Origin of the sequence: Bacillus sp. FSL K6-1218 (assembly GCF_038006445.1) — a bacterium.
Classification (GTDB): domain Bacteria; phylum Bacillota; class Bacilli; order Bacillales; family Bacillaceae_G; genus Bacillus_A; species Bacillus_A thuringiensis_S.
In genome coordinates, this window is sequence record NZ_JBBOVE010000004.1 from 35,946 (window position 1) to 61,531 (window position 25,586).

Consider the following 25,586-nt stretch of genomic DNA (forward strand, 5'->3'; position numbering starts at 1 on the left):
CATAGCGATGTTTCTTATGGAACTATAGCCTCTTAACGAATCCAGTAGCAGCAGAACATACCATAGCATAGCGATATTTTTTATGGAACTATAGCGTTGATAGTCGTATTAGACAGATCGTAGAAAACATAGCATAGCGATATTTCTTATGGAACTATAGCCCAATCCATCATGCATGGGTGGTAGTTGAACCATAGCATAGCGATGTTTCTTATGGAACTATAGCAAGAGACTCGGTTTTCTAACTAGGGGTCAGACCATATCATAGCGATGTTTCTTATGGAACTATAGCCCTAACATATTTAAATGTAGTTTCATGTTGACCATAGCATAGCGATATTTCTTATGGAACTATAGCGTTAATACATACTCTTAATCCTTATAATTCACCATAGCATAGCGATGCTTCTTATGGAACTACAGCTCGCCGCCCATAAACAAGCTTATTTTTCTATCATTTTATATTAATATTATATATTACAATGCCTTATATATATTTTTAACAAAAATATATATCCCAAACCTAAAAGACTAAATATAACTTATAAATTTACTTATCAAATAGCCTCCAGCAAGGAAATTGTACACTTACTCTTACTTTAAAATCAGTAAGTTTTATTAATAGATTTACATAAATAATCCCTTCGCCTATACACAAAAGAATTATGTTATAATATCTACTGAACATATGAATAGGATAACAACTACCTGCTTTTGGCAAGTAGCAATTTATCTAATAAAAAGATCACCTGTTTCCAAGACAAGTGATCTTTTTGTATACATTTCCCAATACTTCCTATAAGACTTTATAAAAAGTGTTCTCCAGCCACTAAAAACATAATCACCCAAAAACACACTATCATTAGACATACAGTCCTACATTTTCCTAAAAAGGACTCAACTTTTTCTACTATATATTTCATGTTAGTTCATTTCCTTTTCCCTTAATCGGCAAATTCAACCCAACATTTTTCTTTATTAAAGCGCACTTCTTTACTATATGGATTTCCAGAATTAGCACTTTTCAATTTAACTTTAATTACCTGGCCAGATAAGAGCTTTGCCGCTTCATTTTTTGTTATATTTTTTTTACCCAATTTCTCTAGTCCATTTTTCCATAAAGCTACTTTGCATCCATCTTTATATCCACTACATGAGAATGACTTAGTATTTTCATAGATTGGCTTTCCACATTTCGGACATTTTGCAATAACCTCTCTAGCTGTCGCTGCTTTTACTGCACCTTGTACATTCTTTATATTTGCCCTAATTTCAGCGGCTATACGACCAATTAAGCTCTCTAAATCATCATAAAACTCTTGCTCTGTTTTCTCATTTCGTTCTATTTGAGCTAAAGAAGTTTCAAATTCTGCTGTTAATTCCGCACTATATAAGCAGAATGACGGTGGCATCATCATAATAATTGTTCTACCTAATTTTGTTGAGATCAAGTGCTTTCCTTTTTCCTCAATAAAATTCCGTTTTTTTAATGTCTCAAGAATTTGTGCCCTTGTTGCTGGAGTACCTACACCTTCTGCTGCTTTTAATATCGCTTTACTTTCTTTACTTTCAACATACTTCCCAGCCTTCTCCATGTCTTCAAGTATTGTACCCTCACTATACCTAGCTGGTGGCTTAGTTTCTTTCTCTTTTAAAGAGTAATCTCCAATAATATTTAATGTAGTTTTTTGTAATACACTTTCTTGAACTTCTTTATTTTCTAAAACTAACCAACCTTGTTCTCTCAACACTTTCTCGGTTGATTTAAATGTTTCTGGGCCATCTTGAAAAGATGCTGTTACTTTCTCAAAAACTGCTGGCGGATAAAATGCACTTACAAAACGTAAGAAAATTTCATCATATAGCTTTCTTTCATCTGAAACTAGACTACTAGGTTTTTCAGTGGTAATAATAACCGCTTCATGGTCCGATACTTTGCTTGGATCTACAAAAGTTTGTTCAATTTCCCATCCATTGTCGATAATAGATTTAACCCATTCATTTGATGAATGACACGCTAATAGTCCTGGTAACTCTTCGTCATTTGCCAGATATTCGCTGCTAGTACGTGGATACGATACAAATTTTTTATCATATAGTTTTTGTAATACTTCTAATGTTTTTGATGCACTCCATCCTACTTTTTTGTTCATATATACCTGTAGGGACGTTAAACTAAAGAGCTTACGAGGTTTTTCCTTTACTCGTTCCGATTTAACCGTGTAGCCTGTACGATTCCCCAGCACATCTAATCTCGCTTGTGCATCCTCTTGTGTCAGCTGCTCGTCCTTTTCTAATACCATTTCAAATAATTTTGTTGCATCCTTTTCTGAATTCATTACTGGAGCAACAATGGTAAAGTGTTTTACCTTTTTAAAGTTTTCAATTATATAGTCCCTTTTTACAATCATAGCCAATGTAGGTGTTTGTACTCGTCCAAGAGATAAGACAGAAGGGCTTTTACTTAATTTCGTAAGCAATTGCGTTGCATTTAAACCAATTAACATGTCACTCTCTTCACGAAGCTTACCAGCAAGAACTAGCCCAGCATATTCACTATTATCTTTTGCTTCTTGAAAAGCTTTTTTAATACCACTCTCCGTTTGATCACGGACCCAAAGTCGCATTACTTTTTTATTACCGATGTTTCCTTTCTTAAAAATTTTAGAGAATATATGCTGTCCCTCTCTTCCAGCATCTGTTGAGCAATAAATTAATTCTGCTTGCTTCATCAAATCTACAACAATCTTATACTGCTTTCTAACTCCTGCATCATCCTTTACTTGTAAAGGAATATCTCTTAATAAGAATGGTAAATTTGATGGATCACCCTTCCAACCAAAATCAGGATTAATCTGATCTGGGTTTACACATTCAACTAAATGTCCAAATGCATATGTATATATCCGTCCATCATTACCTTCATAATAACCATTCTTTCTTGTAGAACCACCACTTAAGGCTTTTGCATAATCCTCCGCTTGCGACGGTTTTTCACAGACAAATAATTCTTTCATCATAATTCACTCCTAATTATATTTAAATTTATTTATTTTCAATTAGAGATTTAAAACAAATTCCAATAAACGATTAAAAATACTACTAGCCAAAAGGGTACGACTAAGAAAAGAGCATTAATGCATCCTTCTATAAAAGCAAATGGTTTTTCTTCAATTTGCACTATGTTTTCCATATAATGTTCTCCCTTCCAGGATCTAATTTTCTGTTTTACTACTTTTAACTAAGAACATGCTTATATGTGCGCTCTTTATTTAACCAAGAGTTGCACATATACAAGAAGCATATGCAGGATATTATTGCATTCACTTCTCACTTTTCGATATGAGTCATGATCAAAGAGTGTTTTCCTGCTATTTGGACACATTTACCAGTATTTTTACCAAAAAATTCATGATATGGTTAATTTGTCGAGTACGTCATTACTTGACACTTACCCTTAGAAGCCCCGTATATAATCGGGGCTTCTTTTATCAATATATAGTTGTCAAAATAATTGGTTGAGTGTTAAAATATCATAAATTCTCCTTAGGGAGTTTTCATGTAATTAAACAAGAGTTTACAAGTTCTCGAATCTCAGCCCCTTGGAGCGCCCTTCAAGGGGCTGAACTAATTAAAATAACAATTTTATTTAGTTTTCTTCTTTAATTTCCTTAGTTAATTTAACCGTTCCAATATCCTCATAAGGCTGAGCGATATATCCTTTATCATTTAGAACTCTAACGACTTCTTGCATATCCTTCCAAGTTTCTGTACCTTGACCAAATTTAATAGTTACTGTATTCATTTTTCATTCTCCCTTTCGTTTTAAAATAAGAATTTTATTTAGTTTTCTTCTTTAATTTCCTTAGTTAATTTAACTGTTCCAATATCCTCGTAAGGCTGAACGACATATCCTTTATCATATAGAGCTTTAACTACTTCTTGCATATCCTTCCAAGCTTCTGAATCATTAAATTTATTTATACCTCTTCAAGTTCTTCCACTTCCTTTTTTACAATCAATGAATCTATAATTTCATAGTCTAAAATTATTTGGTCATAATACTCAATAGCTTCTTCGTGATTTCCCATTTGGTCGAGGGCAATACCTTTATTTAACAAAATTCCATTATCATCTGGATTAAGTTTTAACGCTTTATCATAGCATTCGATTGCCTTCTCGTACCGCTCTAAACTATCAAGTGAAATACCCTTATTTTTATAGGCTTTTGCAAGCAATCTATTTTTCGTTGAGGGTGTATGAATAGCTATTTCTACTATTTGTTTTTTTATAGACTCAAGTTCTTCAAAAATTGTACTAATCTCTGTTTTTCTCTCAAAGTGATTAACAGTTTCCTTGTCCATTGCAACCTGGAGATAGTTTCTCATAAGTTCATTAAGCTGGTTTGTCTCTTCCAATAATTTAACTACGGCTTTTTCATGTACTAATTTAGTAATTAGGCTCATGTTAATCCCCCTTACTATATTTCTTCAACAAACAAAGTCGGCTCATTCTAATACCTCCGAATATTAATTTGCTACTTTTTCAGTGTGTCTGCATTGTGGAAAAGATGAACAACCTAAAAACACTCGTCCATCATGAGTCCTAGATACCAATATCTCTCCACATTTCGGACACTTCCTTGTAGCAGGTTCTACTGATTTTCTTATATCGGCTGGTTTCTGTTCTGGATTTACTTGCACAACAAATTCTTGTAAAGATGATCTATCTAGTAATTTCACATTACATGCTCTTGCTAACTGTTTTGCTGACGATGTATATGTACTATTTGTAATTACCCATGCTTCATTAGCTTTATAAATGGCTTTTGCTGCATATATTTCTTGTATAGCTTTAATCCCTACTTTGTTTTTAAAACCATATCGTTTCGCCTGAATAACAATTTTATTTTTCCCTTCAAATATTAGATCTGCTCCAAAATCATGACTACCATTTGTGACAGCTGCCCTATATCCCAGCTTTATAAATAGAGCCTCAAGAAAAAATTCAAATTGTCTTCCATCCATTTGATCAATATCTCTAATTCCTGACTTTAAGAATATATTTTTTACTTTACGCTTTTGCATTACCTTATAAAGCATCAACAGCACAAATAATATGATGCTGCAAAAAAACATATACGGTGAAATATCTATGAGAAGCAACCCTACACCTCCTTTTTAAAAAGAAATAATAAAAAAAGACCAACTTTATCAGTTGCTCTAAACTTCATCAAGTATTGAATTTAGAATTCCTTTATCTTTCCATGGCATTTTCTAGCGTATTTTTGCGGAATAAAGAAAAAGCTTTGTACTTATTAGGATGTGGATTTGGTGGCTCTTTAAACATCTTACCAATGTCTTTTTGTAAATTATAAAATCTTTCATCCTCTTTTAACCAATCAACTGCTGCTTTTGGTTTTCCCCATTCTCTGACAACTTGATTAGGCTGCTTCATTGAAGCGAAAGTATAAAAAAAAGAATCCATATTTTCTTTATCTGTTAATTCAACAGCATAGAAATGGATTCTTTTATTCGTATCTGATTTTCCTAAGGGTTGTATTTTATTTACTTCAAGCATTTTATCTTCCATATGCTCATATTTACATTCCCCTTGATCTGTAGTTAAGAAATTTAATTTTTCAGCGATAATCGCACGTTCAAAACATTCCATTGCCTCTTTATGACCTGGCGATTCTTCATTTAGTATTTCTACAAAATCCCTCTTTTTCACAAAATCTCTCTTTTTCAAAAGCTCTTTGTAATTTTTTAGTACGGCAATCTTTGTATCTAAACCTACACTTGTTAATGGCATTGATATTTCATCATCATCAAAAAACTCAATTCTTTCAGTCTTAATAACCCCATATACAGGAACATTTCCTTGAGCTGAACGTTTGTAATATGTAACACTTTCTGGAACTTTAATTTCATCTGCCCTCAACTTATGATTAGTTTGCTCAGTTCTGCCTCCATGTGAAGTTATTTGAAGAATTGGTAAAGCTATCATTCTGTTATTGCCAGCATTTATAACAAGACCGAATCTTTTTTTCCCTTCTTGTTCTTCCGTATCATTACTTAATGCTTTCGGTTTAAAAGGATAAAAAACCCTTACAATATCACCCGAATTATATGTTTCCACTTGATTCACCTATCCTTTTATCTTTTAATATAAACAACATCATCTTCATCAAAATCATCTTCATCTTCATGAATATCAATTAACAAAAGAATTCTTCTATCTAGGTGATAGCCACTATATTCTCCTTCTATTGCTAACTCTTTGATTGCTTGATCTAGATATTTTTGTTCGTAATCTTCAAGTTCCATTTCCTCAATAATTTGCTCCCTATCCTTTCCTTTCCATGAATAATTTAATAAAAAGTCAATCGATTTATTATTTTCCACACTAAAACCCCCATTTTATTAATAAGATTATTATATCAAAATCCAATCTTTCGTCTCCTGCTTCAAATCAACTACTTAGTGAATATTGTAACTGAACTATACATACAGCATTATTAAAGAAAGTTATTATAATGTATTCACTTCTTACACTTTTTTCTCAGCAACTTACCTCCTTTAATAAATGAGGTAACTACTACATTTAAAATAATTGCAACTACTATCATGCATAATGCAAATAGCCAATTATTCACCAATTCACCTCCTTTCAAGTCTAACATACCAAATTATTAAATCGACTAGGAAGCACAAACATCTATAATATATACATCTACTTCATGATGAATAAACTTCTTACATTCTTCTTTGATAATCGCTAAACATTTTTCTTTTTTTAATCCTCCTGTACCGCTTCCTATGATCGGCATTGCAACCGAACTATATTTTTTCTTTATTACTAATTGCAATGCGTTATAAGTTGACCACCTAATGGAATACTCTGTTGCTTTCCACAAAGCATTAATACCAGCTACATGAATTAATGCTTTGCAATTTAAAAAGCCAGATGAAGTTATAACCGCCTCACCTAGCTTTAATATCCCTTCTTTTTTCAATTGTTTAAATGGTTCATGACCTGCCTTTTTCCTAATTGCCTTTGAGAAACCAGCTTCATTTAACAAATAATGTGGTAAAAAGTTTCTATTCCATGCATTAACTATTACATCAACTTTACTATCATATCTTGTAATATCACCATTTTTCATGAAGATCCTCAAATTCACCCCTCCTTATTGAATTCGTTTGAGTGAGGCATTACATTCGAATCACCTTTTTCTTTATTTAAATGTAGTTCTTTGAACTTACGAAATTGTATCCACATTTTTTCAGGAATTTTAAATTCTTTATTTTTTAAAGTGTGAACTAGCTCTTCAAATACCAATAGTTTAGAGTAGGAATTAATACATCTATTCCAATCTTTTTTGAATAGTTTTTTATCATGCCTACCTGGCGCTTCAATTCCATGATTGTTAAATAAATAATGAAAATTTATATATAACTCTGAAATTTTTTGTACAAACTCTGCTTTCAATTCAGGGTCTAGTACTTTACATAAATCATGGCAAGCTGGAATTACCTCTTTAAATTCAAACCACTCATTCTCAACGAACTCTAGCCAATCTATAAATTTCATAACTAATCACTCCTTAATTTTTTTAGAAAAAAGCTAGACTACATTTTTAACTTAATTCCTTATAAAATTATTCATCCCAGGATAAATTCCAGTCTTCTAATGAACCTAAATAAACTTCTCTTAATTTTATAGTAGGATTAACTAATGAACCCTCTAAATAAACCCCGAAACCAATTTCATAAAGAGCATCTTCACCATACTTCTTCCACATTTCAAATTCTGTAATTTTATATTTTTTTGCAAACTCTATTACCTTTTCAAATAACCATTCTTCATCAATTTCTTTACTAATATGATGTTTATATGTGACATCAAAACAGGCTCCATAATCACCTCCATGATCCTTAAAGTTAGCATCCTTTTTTTTCATAAACTCTTCTATAATTGCTATATTTTCATCTTCCCAATTCAATCCTGCACTTGAAAGAATAGTATAGTAAACCTCAGTTACGTTATTTTGTTTAATCGCTTCTCTTCTCTTTCTTGACTCCCAACGATCCATATTATAATCCGCAGCAAAATAAGAGTGTTTTTCCATAGGGAAATGTGTTAAATCTGCTTTATCATAAAGTAAGAACTCATCTTCATAAACATCTACTTTTGATAAGTCTGTTTTTATTTCAAACTGTTTTAACTTTGTATTTCTGCTTAAGCATTGATCATTAGAGAAAAGTTTCCCTTTATGTTCTCCAAATTGGAAACTCAGATCAATTTTATGGGTAATCTTTTTACGCTTTCCAACAAACCAATTTAACTTAACCTCTATATGGTTATTAATTAATTCTTTTTTATTTTTAACCCAATAGAATCCATGCGAAATAATTCCATTATCCTTTTCAACCCCTGCAACAACATAACGTTTATTAGGATATGGCCTATTAAGAACTATCGTATTTTGAATTTCAAGACCCTTTATTTCCAATCTGACAGGTGCATGAAACCATGTCTCCGGTAAAAATAATTTAGGAGAAAAATGAAATATAAATTCATCATCCTTTAAATTTTCACTCTTAATTTCTGATAAATACTCATGAAACTCCACTATTTTATTTTCATATTCACTGTTATAAGGATTGTTTATATATGTTTTTTCTATCTCTGAAATAGGATGATCCCCCCTCCAATACAAATATTCTATTTGTATTGGATCGAGTTCTAACTCCCCATATTCTTTAAACAGTGCGTTCACTTGTTTATTGAATTCTATAAAGCCGACCGAATAATTATTAGTGTAAAATTTTCTAAGGAAATCTGTCCCTTCCTTAGTACGCTTCAATTCTTTTATTTCTTTTCCATCTTCCCAGGCCACTATACAAGATATTAAATTCTGATTAATACCTTCTTGTACAAGCTCCACAAAAGATATTCCTCTTTTAGAATATACATTCAACCCTTTTTCCTTAATTTCAATATTAGTTAAACCTTTTCTTAGTTTACGAAAACAACCTAATACCCTTTCCATAACAACCTCTTCTGTATTTATACCGCGTTCCATAATTTGATTTAGTAAATATCCTAATGTGTTATTTTTTATTACTTTTTGCATTTTAACCCCTCCTAATTCCCCATATAAAAAGGAGACTTTTACATTAAAAGCCTCCTACTTAACTATATTTACTAAAAAACAAATCCATATTTGTCGTTATTAGTTTAAACCTCATAATACAATTATATCTTTAAAAACAGGTACTTCCCTCTCATAATACTCCCAATAAACTCTCATTTTTATCTTCCATATCCATTTTCAATTTGCTCTTGTAATTGTTCATATTGTCGTTGGTTCTTCCATTGTTCATATTCATTATTCATATGATGGTTCATATTTTTTAAGCTTCTCATAATATTAGTTCGTTCTTTAATAACAGAACGTATACGTTTACCACGAGAAAAAATATTTTTCCCTTTATGAAATTCAACTTGCTGTTGCTCTTTTGCTACCTGCTTCATTTCTTTTAAAACTGCATTACCCAATCTAGTATATAGATCATTAATCTTTGTATCACCAAATTGGTTGTAACGTTGTTTATCTTCTTCACTTCCCCCATAAGCTTCTTTCATTATTTTCATTTCTTCTTCTAATTTCTCTTTTAATTCTTCAAAATCTTTTTTATGATATTTTTCTATGTACATACCGCTTAATTGATCTATTTTATCTCTTACATGACTAATAGAATTATAGTTATACTGCCACTGTTTTTTATCTTCGGGTAGCTCTTTCATAATTTCGTCAAACAACTTTTTCATTTTTCTTTTCTCAGAAAGGTTTACATCTTTTTTACTTTTAACAATTTTATTTCGTATTAGATCATTAATTTTTTTGTACTCTTCGCTGCGATCCATAATGCTATTTACTACTTTTGATTTCATTGCATCAATTGATTTTTGTTTTCTTTTTCCTCGATGCATTCCTTTAAATCTGCCTTTGGAAATTATCCTTCCGGCACTTGGTACAGGTTCAACCATTGCGACATGAACATGGATATTTTCCGTATTATAATGAATGGCTGCTGACCAAATTGCTGTATCACGTAATCGTTCTTTCGTCATCATGACATCCATTGCTTTTCTTGTTACATCTTTTAATTTTTCTTCATCTAGCATTTTTCTTTCCTTGTCATAAATACCGTGTTTCTCTAACCATTCATTGTCAAAACTAATTACATCCTGCCACAAAACACTTTTATTTTTTTGTGCCTTTTTAAAAGCCTCTTTCAATCTATTCTTACCATCTAGTGAAACTACGTCTTCCTCTTTTGTAAAAAGTGAAGACGTTTTTTCCTCGTTCCCCATATAATCTTGATAAGAACTAAATTCATTTCTATCTTTCTCTACAGCGTCTTTTCTTCCAATATAATCTATATAATCTCCAAATTCTTTATCTTGATTTTTACTAAAATCATTTCTTGAATATACGAATTGACTTTTAATTACTACACCAGGTGTATTCATTTATAACCTCCCTAATTTCAATTATTTGTACCTTGTTGTCTTTCTATCTTTTTCATTCGAGCATTTGAAATTTGGTCTTTAACAAATCCTTCTGCTTGTACCATTCCTTTGGACATATACTGACCTGTTGTAGCTAGGTTTTCAAATTTATTCACTGCAAAATAATGGTTTGCAAATTGTAATAACATCCTTGTATGTTTATCAGCTAGATTTGTACCAGCTCTAATTCTTCCTAAATCTTCATGAACAACTTCTTTAACTGCTCCTTTAATCTGTTCTAATAGATCATGATTTTGGTTTTGATGTTCAGCAACAATTCTTTCTAATGCATGGCTAGGTTTGATTCCTTTTTCTTCTGCATATTCCTTTATATAAGCGATTGTATTTTCATTTAAATAATAAGTCTTATCCACTTTTTTCTTAGACATATTTAAGCTCCTTTGCATATTTTTATTTAATCATTATCCAATTCAACATCTTCAATAACTTGCAACACACGATTCATAGTTTGTGTGTTTTGTTTTATGAGGATCATGCTTTGTTTTTGTAATTCTATATGTTTATCTTGTAAGTCTTTCATATCTTGAAGTACAGCAAGATTACTAATGTATCTATGCAAAAATTCTTGTCTAGAAATTTTTTTTGCCTTTGCTAGTTCGTCAATTCGTTTCACTAAACTAGCATCAAGATCACGGATTAACACATTCATAGGGGAAAACCTCCAAATTAGTGATTTTAATTGCAAGAGCATAAGGGTTTTTTGCTATCACCGAAGGTGACAGGTTAGGCAGAGCCTAACAAAAACGTGATATCATGAGAAAGAGAAATTCAATGTAGTTTCAGCGTGGTTTCAATGTAGTTTCAATGAAAATCCAATGTATTTCCAATGTAAATCCAATGGAATTTCAATGTAAATCCAATGTGGTTTCAATGTATTTCCAATGTAGTTTCAATGTACTTCTTCCAATCTTTATTCTGAACCACAACTCCTTATATAATGGCAAAAAAATTATCAGATAACTTTTTTTATACAACCAAAAAATTATCTGATAATTATATTCGTAATGTTTATATTTCTTTTTATCTTTTAAAATAGCTTAATTTCATTCTGCTACATTAAACTTTTTACGCTGATCTTCTAATTTCTTTTGAAGATTTTTCTCTTTTGCTTCTAACTCTTTAGTTTTATTTTCTAGCTCTAATTTTCTCTTTTTATACTGTTCTATTTGTAGCTTTCTTTTTTGAATTTCCGATTCACTTTTTTCTTTTTCATCATCTGTTTGATATACTTTATTTGCTTCAATTCTTTCAATTTCATTTACAATTTTATCTGTTAGTTCATCTTGTAATGGGATTGTTTTCTTTACATTATTTATTTCTATCTTTACAGATTGTAATTCTTCTTCCGTTTCATCTTGTGCGTACTCATTTTCATTTTTTCTTAATAAATCTTTGTTTGTTTTTATTTTTCGATAATCCCCTGTTAAAACAATTTTCTTTTCCTTTAGATTATTATTTTCTGCTTTTTGAATGGTTCCACCTTCGGTAGTTGTACTAGTTTCAAATGAATCAATCTCTGCTTTTTCATTTACAAATAAACCTATGACATTATATTCTTTTGGCACTTCACTGATTTGGATAACATACATATCCCCTTGATTAAATACAACTTTCGTTGGTAGTTCTTTAGCATTTCCTTTTTGTTTAGCTGTAAAAGATAATTTCGAACTTACATACGTTCCACTTTTTTCCCCTGTTTTAAGATGAACTTGCATTATATCTTTATCTGGATTGTACTCCCACTTTTTTAGATAAATAGTATTATAGTTTAATCCAGGTAACGGGCGATTAAATTCAGTTTGAACAATGGGATCATCATTAAACATAAACTCTTTTGATGTTAAACAAATGGTTAAAATGACAACAATTCCTATCATAATGGCATAGTAAATTTTATTTTTATTACTTCCAACTTTAAATGCAGACAAACGAAAACCTCCTTTTATTTAGTGATTGGCAGATTGACTTGGTGGAAATGGTAATAGCTGTCTTGGATCAAAAGAGGTTCCTTGTTTATAATCATTTCCTCTTCTAGCTTCAAAATGAAGATGTGTTCCAGTTGAGTCGCCTGTATTTCCTTGTATCCCAATCTGTTGTCCTTTTTTTACATCTTGTCCGGTTGATACATTTAATCCATCCATGTGTGCATAACGTGTAAACACTCCGTTAGGATGTTGAATTGTAACCATGTTTCCATACGAACTAGATAAACGAGCATCCACAACTTTTCCATCCCCTACAGCGCTAACAGGTGCTCCACGATACGCCACTAAATCTATTCCTGCATGAAGTGTTCCCCAGCGACCACCATAATCACTTGTAACAACATAATTGATTCCCACGAAGGGAAATTGAAAGTCTCCTTTCATATTTTCATCAACTTTAATGTCTCCTGTTCCTGTTCCTCCACCTTCTACAACCTCACATTGCATTGCTCCCCCTAATTCTTGAGCAATTTTTGTAACAGTTGGAACCCAATATTTATTAAGCCCACCAGGATCATTGTCTGCTCCTATTGGTGCATACTTCCCACCGATTTGATCAATTGTTGTTAGTCCTTGTGAGATATAAAGTCTATTTAAGTTCCCTGCCATATATACAAGCCCTTCCTCCAAACTTGAGAAGATCTGTAAGGTTTGCCAGTTCGTTTTTGGATCCATTAATCCGCCAGGATTATTTTTATTAACGACTGCATTTGACTTCCCGTATCCTGTTTCATGAAGTGCAATAGCTGCTAATAGTACTGGATCAATCTTTGCTGATTCAGCTGCTTTCATAAATCCATCTGCATGATTCGCAAACGCTCCAGATTGATTTATTTTTGCATCAAACTTCGTACGATCAACCTGTCCTGTTAATTTACAACCAGCACCTATAATTAATCCAGCCCCCCTCCACTTCCACCGGAGGACTTATGAGAACCAGATATGGATATTGCTGATATGGCCCCAATAAAAAGGACTCCTAGTATTAAAACACCAGGAATCCCAAGCCATAAAAGAATCTTTTTAATTATTATTTTTTTAATATCCATGCATTATAAACCACCTTCAAAGAGGTTTATTTCATCTTCAGAGGCTTCTACTGTCATTGTTAAGTTCTGCACACCTTTAATGGCTAAAACACATTCTCCTTGCTGTAATAATGGAATTTGTCTTAGCTCACTTTCAGATAACTGTCCTTGGAAAATATACCTTAATGTATCTAATGAGTTCGCATCTTGCTGTAAGACAAACTTATACTGGGTTAGTTCAAATAGTGTTTTAATTTTAATGGCTACCTCATTATCTTTTGCATCTGACACAAAATCTCGAACTGATTGTGAAGCAAAAAGAAGCCCACCAAAATACTTACGGGCTTCACGCGCGAATTCCAGTATAAAGTCTACCGCAATTGGGTTACTCGTATTAATCGTTAAATGTGATTCATCCAAAATAACTAACAAACGTCTTATAAGATCAAAGTCAAAACCATCTTTATAAATTCCTTTACGTTGTGGTTCACCAATTTGAATGAGGTGATCCCAAATCAAACTAAATGCATTATACATTTGGGCATTAAAAACTTTTTTCTCCAGACTACGTAATGATTTTACAGAGAAGAATACAACTTGTTCATTTGTTAGGTCTTCTAATGTTGTATGTCCATTAAATAGATGACCGTATCCATTTACAATATCATCAAGAGCTAATTCAATTTTCTCTAGCCTAGCTGACCTAGAAAGGGATAGTCCAGGATTAATAATTCTCTCTTCCACATTCGAGTACAGCTCTTTCTTTACATATTCGAGTAATTCTAAAAAGATAGGATACTCTTCATTTTCCAAGTTAGTTACACCTGTAGTTTTTATTTTTTCTAAGAATCCTAATGATTCATAGAACTCTCTAAGTACTTTTTTATACTCCTGGATATCCGCATCTGTAACTTGTGGAGATAACAGACAATAAAAAGTAGCTGCCTTAGAAAGATGTTGTAAGAAAGAATGTGTCTCTATTTCTTCCATTGTTTTTTTATCTTCATCGTCTATCCTTGAACGATAAATTTGCAACGGGTTAATTAAACCTTGTGTACCATCAAGTGCTACCATTTGTCCGTTTACTTCTTTAATTAATGTTTCAAATTCTCCTGTTACATCAAACCCCCTAATAAAGTTATTTCTAATTTTATTATCTAAAAACAACTTTTTCAGAAGTGTACTTTTTCCTGAACCCATTTCTCCAATGAGTACACCGTTATAGTATCTACGTTGCTTATCTTTATGAAACAAATCAAATAACACGCTACCACCCGTAAATGTAGTCCCTAGATAAGATCCTCGCGGATCACGTAATTGCGCATAATGAAAGGGAAGCCCAGCAGCTAATGTAAGCCCAGGCATTCCCTTTCCTTCTCTCTTATTTGCGTATGTAATTTGTTCTTCATACGGGCTAAACAAAGCTTTCCACTCATGCTCTTGCTCATTTAAAAGTACAGTCCCCTTGAAGCTTTGTGCCTCTAGCTCCGTTAAAACGTCTCCAACGCTCTTTTCTAATTCTAAAGTCGTTTTTCCATGAACGTATAAACGAACATGAACCAACTTAATGACTTCTCCTAATTGTGATATTTGGTGATATAGTTTGGTTAACTCATCATGTTTTTGAACAGCATCTAGTTGAGCAATCCCTTGTTTTTCATTACTAAAACGCATTTTTTGTTCTAACATGGACTTATTAATATTGGTTACGGTCTCACTTCTCTCCATTGTAGAAACATCTGTAACCACTATAACGTTCTTCATTGTAGTAATCGTCTTCATCCACTTTGCATCTACATTAGTAGGATAGTCAACAATGTGAATACAAGCTTCATAACCGTCTCCCTTTCTTACAAAGTTATCACCAAACCTTAAACCGCCTTTCGGTTGAATCTTTGCAAGAAATTCTAAATCATGTTTCTGTTTTTGCTTATTTTCATCTTGATCCCCCTTCTTTTTCTTTCTATCTAACATTGGAATGATATTAGCTAATTCAAACGCCATGATTAGTCCTCCTTACAATTTAGAATTTTGGTTATTTAGTACACACAGCACATCTATTTTCTTTTCTTTTGTGATTCTTACTAATGGAAAGGAATTTTTAAAATGGTTCTCTGCCATTCTACGCCTTTCTGATAATTGTTCTTTATTACTACCATAGATAAATAGGAAAAACTCTCTATCCGTTCTCTTTTCTTCTAAAAAGTTCAATTCAAATAATTTACGATCAATATATTTGTGATTAATAGGATCTTGCGTTTCTTCTCTTTTTTCCTCCAATATTCTTGTTGGATAGATGTATTAGAAGGGAAATTTAAAGATACTTCTTTATAATCATACGCATAACTCCGCATGAACCTAACCCTTTGATAAATCATCATCATTTCATCAGATTCATTTAGCGTATTTAAATCAGTAGTTGTAATTTGTAAAATATCCATGACTCCATTTTTTAGAACAATATGATTCCCCTCATACCGTATAAAAGGAAGCATGCTTATCGTTTGGTTTGGCACTCTAACCTTTGGTTTTTTTCTTTTTTTCCTTCTTTATATTCTTTTTCGGTTTCTTTTCTTTCTTTTTTCTAGAAAAAAAACCAAATTTCTCTGGTTTTTCTTCATCTGTTATTACAGGTACAACTATTGTTGGAACACCTGCAGCATCATTTAATTTTGGCTCCGTACTCATTTCTCTTTTCCTCCTTATTTTCATTCGAGTATTTAGATTCATTTTCTATCGCATTAGCATCAATAGGATGATAAGTAGTTTTATTACGCTTAATTAAAAAATATAAAGCAACATAATTTCGTTTTCCTGGATTCGTAGAAGAACTCATAACCATAAAAAGTAAAGCACCAAACCCTACAATATAGTAGGGAATGGTAAACCAATTGTGGACAAATTCACTTCCAACATTTAATAGGAACAATGTTCCTACGCCGATAATGGATAGATCCTTTGCATACAATGAGAAAATTAATTTAATCGGTGATTTTATCTCTTTAGGGATTTCATAACTCAATTACATCTTCACCTTTCTATTATTTAGTACTTACATATCTTCATGAACGCTAAACTTTTGTTCAGCATTATCATCCAAACGTTCACTTTGTAATACAGTCTGCTTATTATTTTCTTGTGAGACACTTCCTGTTTCTTGCTTCACATGATTTCTTTGAATTACCTCTGTCTCTTGTACAATCTCAGTCTTTTGAATAACCTTATTTTCTTGCTGAACGACTTTCTTTTGACTAACTGTCGGTGCTGAACCCTGTACACTCGGTGCGGATTGGCTCACTGTCGGTGCTGAGCCTTGTACACTCGGTGCTGGTTGACTCACTGTCGGTGTTGTGCGCTGTAGCGCTGGTGCGGATTGACCCATCGCTGGCGCTGAGCCTTGTACACTCGGTGCTGGTTGGCTCACTGTTGGTGCTGAGCCTTGTACACTCGGTGCTGGTTGACTCACTGTCGGTGTTGTGCGCTGTAGCGCTGGTGCGGATTGACCCATCACTGGCGCTGAGCCTTGTACACTCGGTGCTGGTTGACTCATTGTCGGTGTTGAGCCTTTTACCGCTGGTGCTGGCTGGCTCACTGTCGGTGTTGAACCTTGCCCCGCTGATGCTGGTTGACTCACTGTCGGTGCTGAACCTTGTACCGTTGGTGCTGGTTGATTCACTGTTGATGTTGTGCGCTGTAGCGCTGGTGCGGATTGACCCATCGCTGGTGTTGAGCCTTGTACACTCGGTGCTGGTTGACTCATTGTCGGTGTTGAGCCTTTTACCGCTGGTGCTGGCTGGCTCACTGTCGGTGTTGAACCTTGCCCCGCTGATGCTGGTTGACTCACTGTCGGTGCTGAACCTTGTACCGTTGGTGCTGGTTGATTCACTGTTGGTGTTGTGCGCTGTAGCGCTGGTGCGGATTGACCCATCGCTGGTGTTGAACCTTGCCCCGCTGATGCTGGTTGACTCACTGTCGGTGCTGAACCTTGTACCGCTGGTGCTGGTTGGCTCACTGTCGGTGCTGAACCCTGTATACTTGGTGCTGGTTGGCTCACTGTCGGTGCTGAACCCTGTACACTTGGTGCTGGTTGACTCACTGTTGGTATTGAACCCTGTACACTCGGTGCGGATTGGCTCACTGTCGGTGCTGAACCTTGCACACTCGGTGCTGGTTGGCTCACTGTTGGTATTGAACCCTGTACACTCGGTGCGGATTGGCTCACTGTTGGTGCTGAACCCTGTACCTTTGGTGTTGGTTGACTTATTGTTGGCACTGAACCTTGTACACTTGGTGCTGGTTGGCTCACTGTCGGTGCTGAACCCTGTACACTTGGTGCTGGTTGACTCACTGTCGGTGCTGAGCCTTGTACCTTCGGTGTTGGTTGACTCATTGTTGGTGCTGAGTCTTGTACCTTCGGTGTTGGTTGGCTCACTGTCGGTGCTGAGCCTTGTACCTTCGGTGTTGGTTGACTCATTGTTGGCACTGAACCTTGTACCGCTGGTTCTGGCTGGCTCATTGTCGGTGTTGAGCGCTGTAGCGCTGGTGCGGATTGACCAGGCGCTGCCTGTATTTTTGGTTGGTTTACAGCTCCTTGTCCCATTGCTGGAATCGCTGGTTGTGATCCATTTGCTTTTGGTCCACTCACAGCCCCTTGTCCCGTTGCTGGAATCGCTGGTTGTGGTTCATTTGCTTTTGGTTCGTTCGCAACTCCTTGTCCTGCTGCTGGAATCGCTGGTTGTGATCCATTTACTTTTGGTTCGTTCGCAACTCCTTGTCCTGCTGCTGGAATCGCTGGTTGTGATCCATTTGCTTTTGGTCCGTTCGCAACTCCTTGTCCTGCTGCTGGAATCGCTGGTTGTGATCCATTTGCTTTTGGTCCGTTCGCAACTCCTTGTCCTGCTGCTGGAATCGCTGGTTGTGATCCATTTGCTTTTGGTCCGTTGGCAGCTCCTTGCCCTGTTCCTGGAATCGCTGGTTGTGATCCATTTGCTTTTGGTCCGTTCGCAACTCCTTGTCCTGCTGCTGGAATCGCTGGTTGTGATCCATTTGCTTTTGGTCCGTTGGCAGCTCCTTGCCCTGTTCCTGGAATCGCTGGTTGTGATCCATTTGCTTTTGGTCCGTTCGCAACTCCTTGTCCTGCTGCTGGAATCGCTGGTTGTGATCCATTTGCTTTTGGTCCGTTCGCAACTCCTTGTCCTGCTGCTGGAATCGCTGGTTGTGATCCATTTGCTTTTGGTCCGTTCGCAACTCCTTGTCCTGCTGCTGGAATCGCTGGTTGTGATCCATTTACTTTTGGTCCGTCCACAGCTCCTTGTCCTGCTGCTGGAATCGCTGGTTGTGATCCATTTGCTTTTGGTCCGTCCGCAACTCCTTGTTCTGTTCCTGGAATCGTTGGTTGTGATCCATTTGCTTTTGGTCCGTTCATTGTAGACTGTTCCACTCCCGCTTTTGGTCCTGCTGGATGTGGTCCTATCGGTCCATCATATTGATTTTCCATTGGAGTAATCTTACTTTCTGCTTTTTCTCCGTTCATTGTGGACTGGCCTACTCCTGCTTTTGGTCCTGCTGGATGTGGTCCTATCGGTCCGTCATATTGGTTTTTCATTGGTGTAATCTTATCAATTGATTTTTCACCGTTCTTTGCAGGTTTCTTAACCCCTGCCTTTGATCCTGCTGATTTTGGACCTATATTTGATTTAACCGGTATTGGTAATGGAATATTAGACTTCCCTCCATCAAATAACGATTCCTCATTTGTTGAAAATCCACCAGGATTAACGTTGGAACCATTCTTCCCTTTTACATCTCTATTATTTCCACTGCCGATTGAAGATGTGCCTGGTATTGCTTCTGCACCACCTCGACCTTTTGGGGCTTTCTTATCTTTCTCTTCTGAATCGTCAGGACTATCAATTGCACCCCCATCGTCAGAAGGTGGAGGACCGTCATCTCCATCCTCACCAGTATCATCATTACCATTTTTCATATCAAAGTTGTTTAAATCATTATCTCCAACACCTGGCATCCGTGGACCTGCTGGCTCTTCTTTCCCTCTAAGCTTATTAATCATACCTGCTGTTCCTGTTGCCCCTTTTTTCACCATTTTCCCTGTCGCTTTTGCAACATCAAATCCAGCCTTTGCAGCCATCATGCCGCCCATCATGGTCTTCCAGCCACTTTGTAAGCCTGCATCAATGCCAAGTATACGTTCAACAATATTTGGCCCATCTATTACAGCCCAAGAGCCAGCGAGAAGAAGTAATGCGTTCCCCCAACCCATAAAACCAAAATCTTTTGTAGCTAGCCATCCAATATAAAGGGAATATATTTTTAAAAGTAAAGCCATACAAAAAATAACTGCATAGCAACTAAAAATTTCATTTATTATCTTTTTTAATCTCTGACCACCGCTTATATCAGTTGCGGCTACTAGTGCTCCAAATATATTATGAAAAGCCAATTCATAGATAATTCGACCTACTTTTACTATGCTAATTAATAAAGCAAATGCAGTCACAATGAGTGAGATTAATACCGATCCCCAATTTATGCTCCATCTATAGTAAGCTTCTTTAAACACATCAAACCAACCATTATCTAACTTATCTGCTTCAAGCTTATTATCATACGAAAGAACTAACCTACTGTTTAAGGCATCTTCTCCAGCACCGCTGGCTAATTTCATATTTACAGTTTCATTGAAATCAATATATTTAATATTTTCTTCCGAGACACCATTAATTCTTTTTTCATTTGGCTTCGGCAATTCAAATTTTGCTTTAGCGTAAAAGTTAAGGTCCGCTAAATTACTTTTTACAATGCTCATACCTATTGAACCAGGAGCTGCATGTAAATCTTTCACACCAGCACTCGCTATTTTATTCAGATTGTCCATTAAAATCGGTCCACCTACAAGAAACAATATTGAAAGTAATCCGTTTAATATAACATTTGTTCTTTTTTCTATTTTATTGAACATCAATTGGTAACCAACTGCTATTATGGTAACGGTCAAAAGTGCCCATATTACCATACTCATTCCGTTCCTTAGATCATTAATTCCCGAATACTGAAAGAAATCATTACCTGTAATAACTTGCATTACTACCTTTTCTACAACCTCATTTATATAAAGAAGTATAAACAGAAGTTTCTGACCTAACCAACGAAATATATTACTCGCAATCCCGTTTATATCTAATATATCTTGATATTGAGTTAGTATTTCTTCCTTACTCAATGCATTCACCTCTTTCTATAATCGAATTGAAATATCATTTTTATTCTTTTGTGCGAATTTACAAGTGAAAAGTATAACTATATAAAAAAGAAGGAGCAGTATAGTAGCTGGTCCTTTCACTGATAAAAACTGTTCGTATATATTAGCTGTCATGAAATCTAGCATAACTGGCATTGCGCCAACCATACCAATAATCATATAAATTGTTTTTGCTTTCCCTTTCTTCTTACGATGCAGATCATCACGCTTTGAGATTTCAAAGTTCATACTTTTAATAACTCGGCCAAACATTTCCCTCGCTGAACCACCTTTTTCATCTTTAATCTTTAAAATTTTATGAAATTGATTCAAAGCTGGGAAATTATATTTTTCAAAGTGTTTTGTATCTAATTTTGCCTCTTCTTCCAATTTAGCTAGTGTTTTATCAATTTCTTTTTGAATAGAAATATCTAATGTTTTCTTTGTTTCTATTAAGCTATAATAGGGATTTTTCCCCGACTGCATAAAGAAAGACATATTCGTTGCATACTTTAATAGCTCATTTAATTGAAATTGATAAACTTTGACTTTCTTATTTCCAACAGTAAAGGCAGAGAACCATATTACTGAACCAAAAGCACCTGCGATTATGCTTATTGGAACATCCTTTAAAATTATGTATACATATCCTGTATGCATCATAAATAAAAATGCTAACCATCCTACTATTGCCCATCCACTAAATAGTAATCTTGCTTCTTGCCACAAAGACTTTTTTTTCTTTTTTGATTTTGCCACTTTTATAAACCTCCTTTAATAAAAAAAGAACCTATTCTTTAGAATAAGTTCTCGAAATCATTATTTATCTATTGCCTTCTTAATGGTATTGCTAAATTCGCCTTTTTCAAAAGGTCTTGTATTTCCAGTAAAAATAGTACTTGAACCAGTAACTTCTTTCCCAGCCTTAAAAACTAAATACCTACTTTGAGGTTCAGTTATACCTATACTCTCGAATTCTTCTCTCGTTTTATTCGATACAAGAGGACTCCAATCTAAATCTTTTGGTGCATCTTTCCAAGAAAAGAGATATACCTTTTTCTCTAATTGTTTTGCATCATAATCTAACACTTGTTTTGCATTTGTATTTTGAAGGTCATCATTATGAGCCATCATTACAAATACAGGCTTTTCTTGTTTAACTAATTTCATTAATTCATCATAAGAGACTTCCACTACACCAGAACTAACAGATTTCTCATTCTTATTAGATTCACTACTTGTTCCATTTGTATCTTTAGAACAACCACTTACAACCATTATAGATAGAATTACGAGTGCAATAATCCAATTTAATTTCATGATTTTCAATCCAATCACTCCAACTGTATATTTATAAATCCGTATAAGTATAGTTTACTAAATTTACAGCTGCATGTACTAGACTTATTCTCAATTAATTGCATCAAAGAATTGATTTACAGCCTCTTTAGGCTGGTATCCTACTAATCTATTCACCTCTTTACCATCCTTAAAATGAATTATTGTAGGCGTTCCTTTTAGGTCATAATCATGCCAGCCTTCTTGAAACTCGTAAGCATTATATAGACTAAACTTCGTATTATCATATTTTTTTACTGCATCCTTTAAGTTAGGCTCTAGCGCCTCACAATATGAACATACTGGACTAAAAAAATAAACCACTTCATTCTGCCCATTTTTTTTATTTTCTTTCAATTGCGCTGGTAAGATTATATTCTGGTAAAACGGATCTTTCTCTGCTTGATCTAAAGTTTGCATAGACACTTGTTTGTTTCCATATGGACTTACTTTTTGTTTTTGTGCATTTTTATATGTATCAAAAGCCATGAAAGCACCAAAAACTACAATAATAGCTGATAACATGAAGACCAATCTTTTCATCATTTATCCCACCTAAATTATTTGATATTAACATGTTATCAGCTTTTTTTAGCCCAATCCTATCAACAAACTCTCAGGATACTGTCATAAAACTCTCAGGAAACTCCTATTTTTCAACTTTCTCCTTAAATACATCTGGAAGTAAATGATAAATCTTTGCATCCCTCAACAGCTTTATCGTCCGTTCTGAAATGGGTTGTATCTTTTCAATGGTTTCATACTTTTCTAATTCTGGATTCCATTCATTTTCTTTCTGGTATATGTGTCGATATACCAGACCTTTATCATTATATTCTAGGAACTCTACGAATTCCTTTATCTCACGTACAACGCTACCATTGACATTTTCTTTGCTCATTTGGATACCATATGGTAATAATTCTACAATATCCCTTGCAATTGTAAGATCATCCGATTTAGCATACGATGGGGCTTGTTTCATCATTGGAATATATCGACTTGGAATAGCTGCTGCACTCTTGGCATGGAGCGTTGTAATGATAGAATGACTTGTTTTTACACTATCTAATACGCCAGCTGCCTCAACGCCACGAGTTTCTGAAATTAAAATCCAATCTGGATTATTACGTAGCCCGGCTTTATTTAGATCCCATATATCTATCTTTTTCTCCCTATCATCACCTGTTAGGGTTATTAAACTACTAATGTCTTTATGTGGGTATAATTCCTTCAAGTGACTATCTGGAGTATCCTCAATTAAAAAGATTGCATCATCATCATTCATAAACCCTACCAATAGCTTTTGTAACTCTGTTTTTCCCGTCCCTGTTGCACCACTAATTGTGACATTACCCCTTGCCTTCATTAATAATTCTAATAGTACTGCTACATCTTTATTAACTAGTCCTGATAAATCAGGAATTGCTAAATGTGGTTTACTCACACGTATAGCGAATGTACCACCATTCGCACAAACTGGATGTATTGCATTCACTCGCAAGTTCCCAAAGGCAGTATCTAAGATTGGATTACTTTCCGTGAATTCATCCCCTTGAATATCAGCAATTTGTTTTATCAAACTTTTTACTTCTTCTTGTGTTGGTTGCTTTTTAGGTCTATATCTTCCAGTCACTCGATTCTCTATTACCAAGAAAGAACCATTCCATTTCATATCTGTAATATCATTATCCTCTCGATATGATTTTAAAAAACTTTCTGCTAAAATTTTTTCTACCCTTTGTTGTTTTTGCGTTTTGGTATTCATACTTTTCATTTCCCTTCAATTAAAATGTAATGGCATTTGATATTTGATTCATATAATAGATAAAAATAATCCCTGCAAATCCAGCAACAAAACCTACAGCTAAAAATAGGGCTGGCACAGAAAAGATATCCATTGCTTCTACTTTTTTATCAACTAGCTCATTAATTTTATTTTCTTGAATACGATCAATAAACATTTCTAACTCTTGTAAAGCTTCCTTCTTTACCCCATACTCACTAAATTCATAAATAATACTCATAACCATATTTGCTTCACTTGTTCCAACAAAGTCAGCAAATTCAATATAATGCTCACGATCATTACTCTTTTCTATCTTTTCAACTAATACATTTAATTGCGCTTGCATCGGTCCTTTTAAATAAGGAGCAGTTTCTTTTAATGTTGTATAAACATTCCCAGAAGTACCTAATGACCCTAAAAAATATCTCAAAAACTCTGGAAACAAAAAGGTTTTCTCTATATTGGCATTTGTATTGCGTAGCACTAAATTAAAATAGTTAAATTTATTTGCAGCAATTACAACTACCGGTAATCCTAAGAAAAATACATATTTCTTTGTAAGCATTACAACTAATGTATAAACCATAAAAATTACTACAGTTAACATCCATTTTGTAATCAGATATGCTTTTTTATTTAAATTAAAGTATTCTAAATACATTTCTAAATGTTTTTCACGCAAAATCTCTCCAAACATCTTCTTTCACTCCTTTTTAATCCACAAATAATAAAAGGAAGGGAATTATCCCTTCCTATCTTTCCATTTCTACACTTTTTTTCTTCTGTTTCTCATTTTTCTTTTCGTTAATTTCTTTACTAGAATTAGTTTTATTTATGTTTTTATCATATTCTTGTTTTTGTTTATCTAAATTTTTCTCTAACTTTATTAATTTTTCTTTTTGAGATTCTGTTAGATCCAACTCTTTTAACTCTTTAAATGCTTCTTTTCTAAGTTGATATATTGTTTCAACAGAATGGGATTTCTCAAACTCTTTCATTGCTTTTACATTTTTATCATGATTGGCTTTATCATCTTCTTTTTTCACATATTTCATAGGCTCTTTAGGTTCTACATTAAGTAGTTTTAGAACTCCGGCTTTGAAACGCTCCTTATACTGCCACTTCTCTTTTGCGGTTTCTTTTTCTTCTATATTACTTAATACCTGCCCTTTAAAAAATTCTTTATATTGATTTTGTTCAATTTCCTCATTAATTTCATCTAAAGATTCTTTATAATCCTCTTTACTTAGATTATATTTTTTTAGAATTTCACTTAATTTTCCCCTCCCCACATAATAATTCCCCTTAGTATCAAATTCATCTTTATCTATATTTTGTTCAAAAACTTTTACGTTTTCTGTTTCATGATCAACTTCAACAATCACATATCTTTGCTCCTGTTTACTACGATCATTGGACTTTAACTCAAATTTCGTATACTCACTATTAGCTTTATTTAATACAAATTGTTCTGGTATAAATTCTGATTGATCCTTTTCCGTAACATCTAAAGCAAATTTATAAATTGCTTGTTGTATCTCTTCTGTTTCTAATTTCTCTTTAATATTCATATTAATATCCCC

At 34.1% G+C, this 25,586-nt stretch carries 27 protein-coding genes; all 27 read right to left on the reverse strand.

The genetic code is table 11. The features are described from left to right. Positions 1–944 precede the first annotated feature (944 nt). Positions 945–3,017, reverse strand: coding sequence for a DNA topoisomerase (locus MHI26_RS31065; RefSeq protein WP_340809338.1), 2,073 nt, complete (start codon positions 3,015–3,017; stop codon positions 945–947). A 50-nt stretch (positions 3,018–3,067) separates the two neighbouring features. Further along, positions 3,068–3,193: a hypothetical protein gene (locus MHI26_RS31070; protein ID WP_255259171.1), complete on the reverse strand. Its 126-nt coding sequence runs from the start codon at positions 3,191–3,193 to the stop codon at positions 3,068–3,070. Positions 3,194–3,649: 456 nt separating this feature from the next. Then, positions 3,650–3,805: a hypothetical protein gene (locus MHI26_RS31075; RefSeq protein ID WP_176524148.1), complete on the reverse strand. Its 156-nt coding sequence runs from the start codon at positions 3,803–3,805 to the stop codon at positions 3,650–3,652. A 175-nt stretch (positions 3,806–3,980) separates the two neighbouring features. Next, positions 3,981–4,466, reverse strand: a complete 486-nt coding sequence (locus MHI26_RS31080; protein WP_061667856.1) for a tetratricopeptide repeat protein — start codon at positions 4,464–4,466, stop codon at positions 3,981–3,983. A 63-nt stretch (positions 4,467–4,529) separates the two neighbouring features. Beyond that, positions 4,530–5,138 carry a restriction endonuclease gene (locus tag MHI26_RS31085; RefSeq protein ID WP_061667870.1) on the reverse strand — a complete coding sequence of 203 codons (609 nt, stop codon included), beginning with the start codon at positions 5,136–5,138 and terminating at the stop codon, positions 4,530–4,532. 118 nt (positions 5,139–5,256) lie between these two features. After that, positions 5,257–6,150: a hypothetical protein gene (locus MHI26_RS31090; protein ID WP_340994865.1), complete on the reverse strand. Its 894-nt coding sequence runs from the start codon at positions 6,148–6,150 to the stop codon at positions 5,257–5,259. 8 nt (positions 6,151–6,158) lie between these two features. Then, on the reverse strand, positions 6,159–6,407 hold the full coding sequence (locus MHI26_RS31095; protein WP_061667858.1) for a hypothetical protein: 249 nt from the start codon (positions 6,405–6,407) through the stop codon (positions 6,159–6,161). Between the two features lie 296 nt (positions 6,408–6,703). Next, entirely contained in the window at positions 6,704–7,180 is a 477-nt protein-coding gene (locus tag MHI26_RS31100) for a macro domain-containing protein (RefSeq protein ID WP_061667859.1), read from the reverse strand. Between the two features lie 2 nt (positions 7,181–7,182). Next, positions 7,183–7,596, reverse strand: a complete 414-nt coding sequence (locus MHI26_RS31105) for a hypothetical protein (RefSeq protein WP_061667860.1) — start codon at positions 7,594–7,596, stop codon at positions 7,183–7,185. Positions 7,597–7,663: 67 nt separating this feature from the next. Continuing rightward, positions 7,664–9,142, reverse strand: a complete 1,479-nt coding sequence (locus tag MHI26_RS31110; RefSeq protein ID WP_340809333.1) for a DUF5514 family protein — start codon at positions 9,140–9,142, stop codon at positions 7,664–7,666. Positions 9,143–9,321: 179 nt separating this feature from the next. Then, positions 9,322–10,545, reverse strand: coding sequence for a MobP2 family relaxase (gene mobP2, locus MHI26_RS31115; RefSeq protein ID WP_061667861.1), 1,224 nt, complete (start codon positions 10,543–10,545; stop codon positions 9,322–9,324). A 17-nt stretch (positions 10,546–10,562) separates the two neighbouring features. Next, positions 10,563–10,973: a hypothetical protein gene (locus MHI26_RS31120; protein ID WP_061667862.1), complete on the reverse strand. Its 411-nt coding sequence runs from the start codon at positions 10,971–10,973 to the stop codon at positions 10,563–10,565. Positions 10,974–10,999: 26 nt separating this feature from the next. Next, positions 11,000–11,254, reverse strand: coding sequence for a ribbon-helix-helix protein, CopG family (locus MHI26_RS31125; RefSeq protein WP_061667863.1), 255 nt, complete (start codon positions 11,252–11,254; stop codon positions 11,000–11,002). 394 nt (positions 11,255–11,648) lie between these two features. Then, positions 11,649–12,533, reverse strand: a complete 885-nt coding sequence (locus MHI26_RS31130) for a hypothetical protein (RefSeq protein ID WP_098301017.1) — start codon at positions 12,531–12,533, stop codon at positions 11,649–11,651. An 18-nt stretch (positions 12,534–12,551) separates the two neighbouring features. Next, positions 12,552–13,382, reverse strand: a complete 831-nt coding sequence (locus MHI26_RS31135) for a peptidoglycan DD-metalloendopeptidase family protein (protein WP_340994869.1) — start codon at positions 13,380–13,382, stop codon at positions 12,552–12,554. Positions 13,383–13,483: 101 nt separating this feature from the next. Beyond that, the gene (locus tag MHI26_RS31140; protein ID WP_340994871.1) at positions 13,484–13,639 is read right to left on the reverse strand and encodes a hypothetical protein; all 156 of its coding nucleotides are present in this window, start codon (positions 13,637–13,639) and stop codon (positions 13,484–13,486) included. A gap of 3 nt (positions 13,640–13,642) precedes the next feature. Continuing rightward, positions 13,643–15,622 carry a VirB4 family type IV secretion system protein gene (locus MHI26_RS31145; protein ID WP_061667866.1) on the reverse strand — a complete coding sequence of 660 codons (1,980 nt, stop codon included), beginning with the start codon at positions 15,620–15,622 and terminating at the stop codon, positions 13,643–13,645. A 12-nt stretch (positions 15,623–15,634) separates the two neighbouring features. Continuing rightward, on the reverse strand, positions 15,635–15,898 hold the full coding sequence (locus tag MHI26_RS31150) for a hypothetical protein (protein ID WP_340994873.1): 264 nt from the start codon (positions 15,896–15,898) through the stop codon (positions 15,635–15,637). 237 nt (positions 15,899–16,135) lie between these two features. After that, positions 16,136–16,306, reverse strand: a complete 171-nt coding sequence (locus MHI26_RS31155) for a hypothetical protein (RefSeq protein WP_340994874.1) — start codon at positions 16,304–16,306, stop codon at positions 16,136–16,138. Further along, positions 16,281–16,640, reverse strand: coding sequence for a DUF5592 family protein (locus tag MHI26_RS31160; RefSeq protein WP_079004580.1), 360 nt, complete (start codon positions 16,638–16,640; stop codon positions 16,281–16,283). Before MHI26_RS31160 ends, MHI26_RS31155 begins: the two co-directional genes overlap by 26 nt. A gap of 30 nt (positions 16,641–16,670) precedes the next feature. Beyond that, positions 16,671–20,858, reverse strand: a complete 4,188-nt coding sequence (locus MHI26_RS31165) for a pLS20_p028 family conjugation system transmembrane protein (protein WP_340994876.1) — start codon at positions 20,856–20,858, stop codon at positions 16,671–16,673. Between the two features lie 15 nt (positions 20,859–20,873). Continuing rightward, complete coding sequence (locus MHI26_RS31170) at positions 20,874–21,635, reverse strand: hypothetical protein (RefSeq protein ID WP_340809331.1); 762 nt, start codon at positions 21,633–21,635, stop codon at positions 20,874–20,876. Between the two features lie 60 nt (positions 21,636–21,695). Next, positions 21,696–22,196 (reverse strand): hypothetical protein, encoded by a 501-nt coding sequence (locus MHI26_RS31175; RefSeq protein WP_340809347.1) that lies wholly within the window; start codon positions 22,194–22,196, stop codon positions 21,696–21,698. A 90-nt stretch (positions 22,197–22,286) separates the two neighbouring features. Continuing rightward, the gene (locus MHI26_RS31180; protein WP_340994878.1) at positions 22,287–22,757 is read right to left on the reverse strand and encodes a thioredoxin family protein; all 471 of its coding nucleotides are present in this window, start codon (positions 22,755–22,757) and stop codon (positions 22,287–22,289) included. A 106-nt stretch (positions 22,758–22,863) separates the two neighbouring features. Further along, complete coding sequence (locus MHI26_RS31185; protein WP_061665747.1) at positions 22,864–23,982, reverse strand: ATPase, T2SS/T4P/T4SS family; 1,119 nt, start codon at positions 23,980–23,982, stop codon at positions 22,864–22,866. Between the two features lie 19 nt (positions 23,983–24,001). Beyond that, positions 24,002–24,700 carry a hypothetical protein gene (locus MHI26_RS31190; protein ID WP_061665746.1) on the reverse strand — a complete coding sequence of 233 codons (699 nt, stop codon included), beginning with the start codon at positions 24,698–24,700 and terminating at the stop codon, positions 24,002–24,004. A gap of 55 nt (positions 24,701–24,755) precedes the next feature. Beyond that, entirely contained in the window at positions 24,756–25,574 is an 819-nt protein-coding gene (locus MHI26_RS31195; RefSeq protein WP_061665745.1) for a hypothetical protein, read from the reverse strand. Positions 25,575–25,586 lie beyond the last annotated feature (12 nt).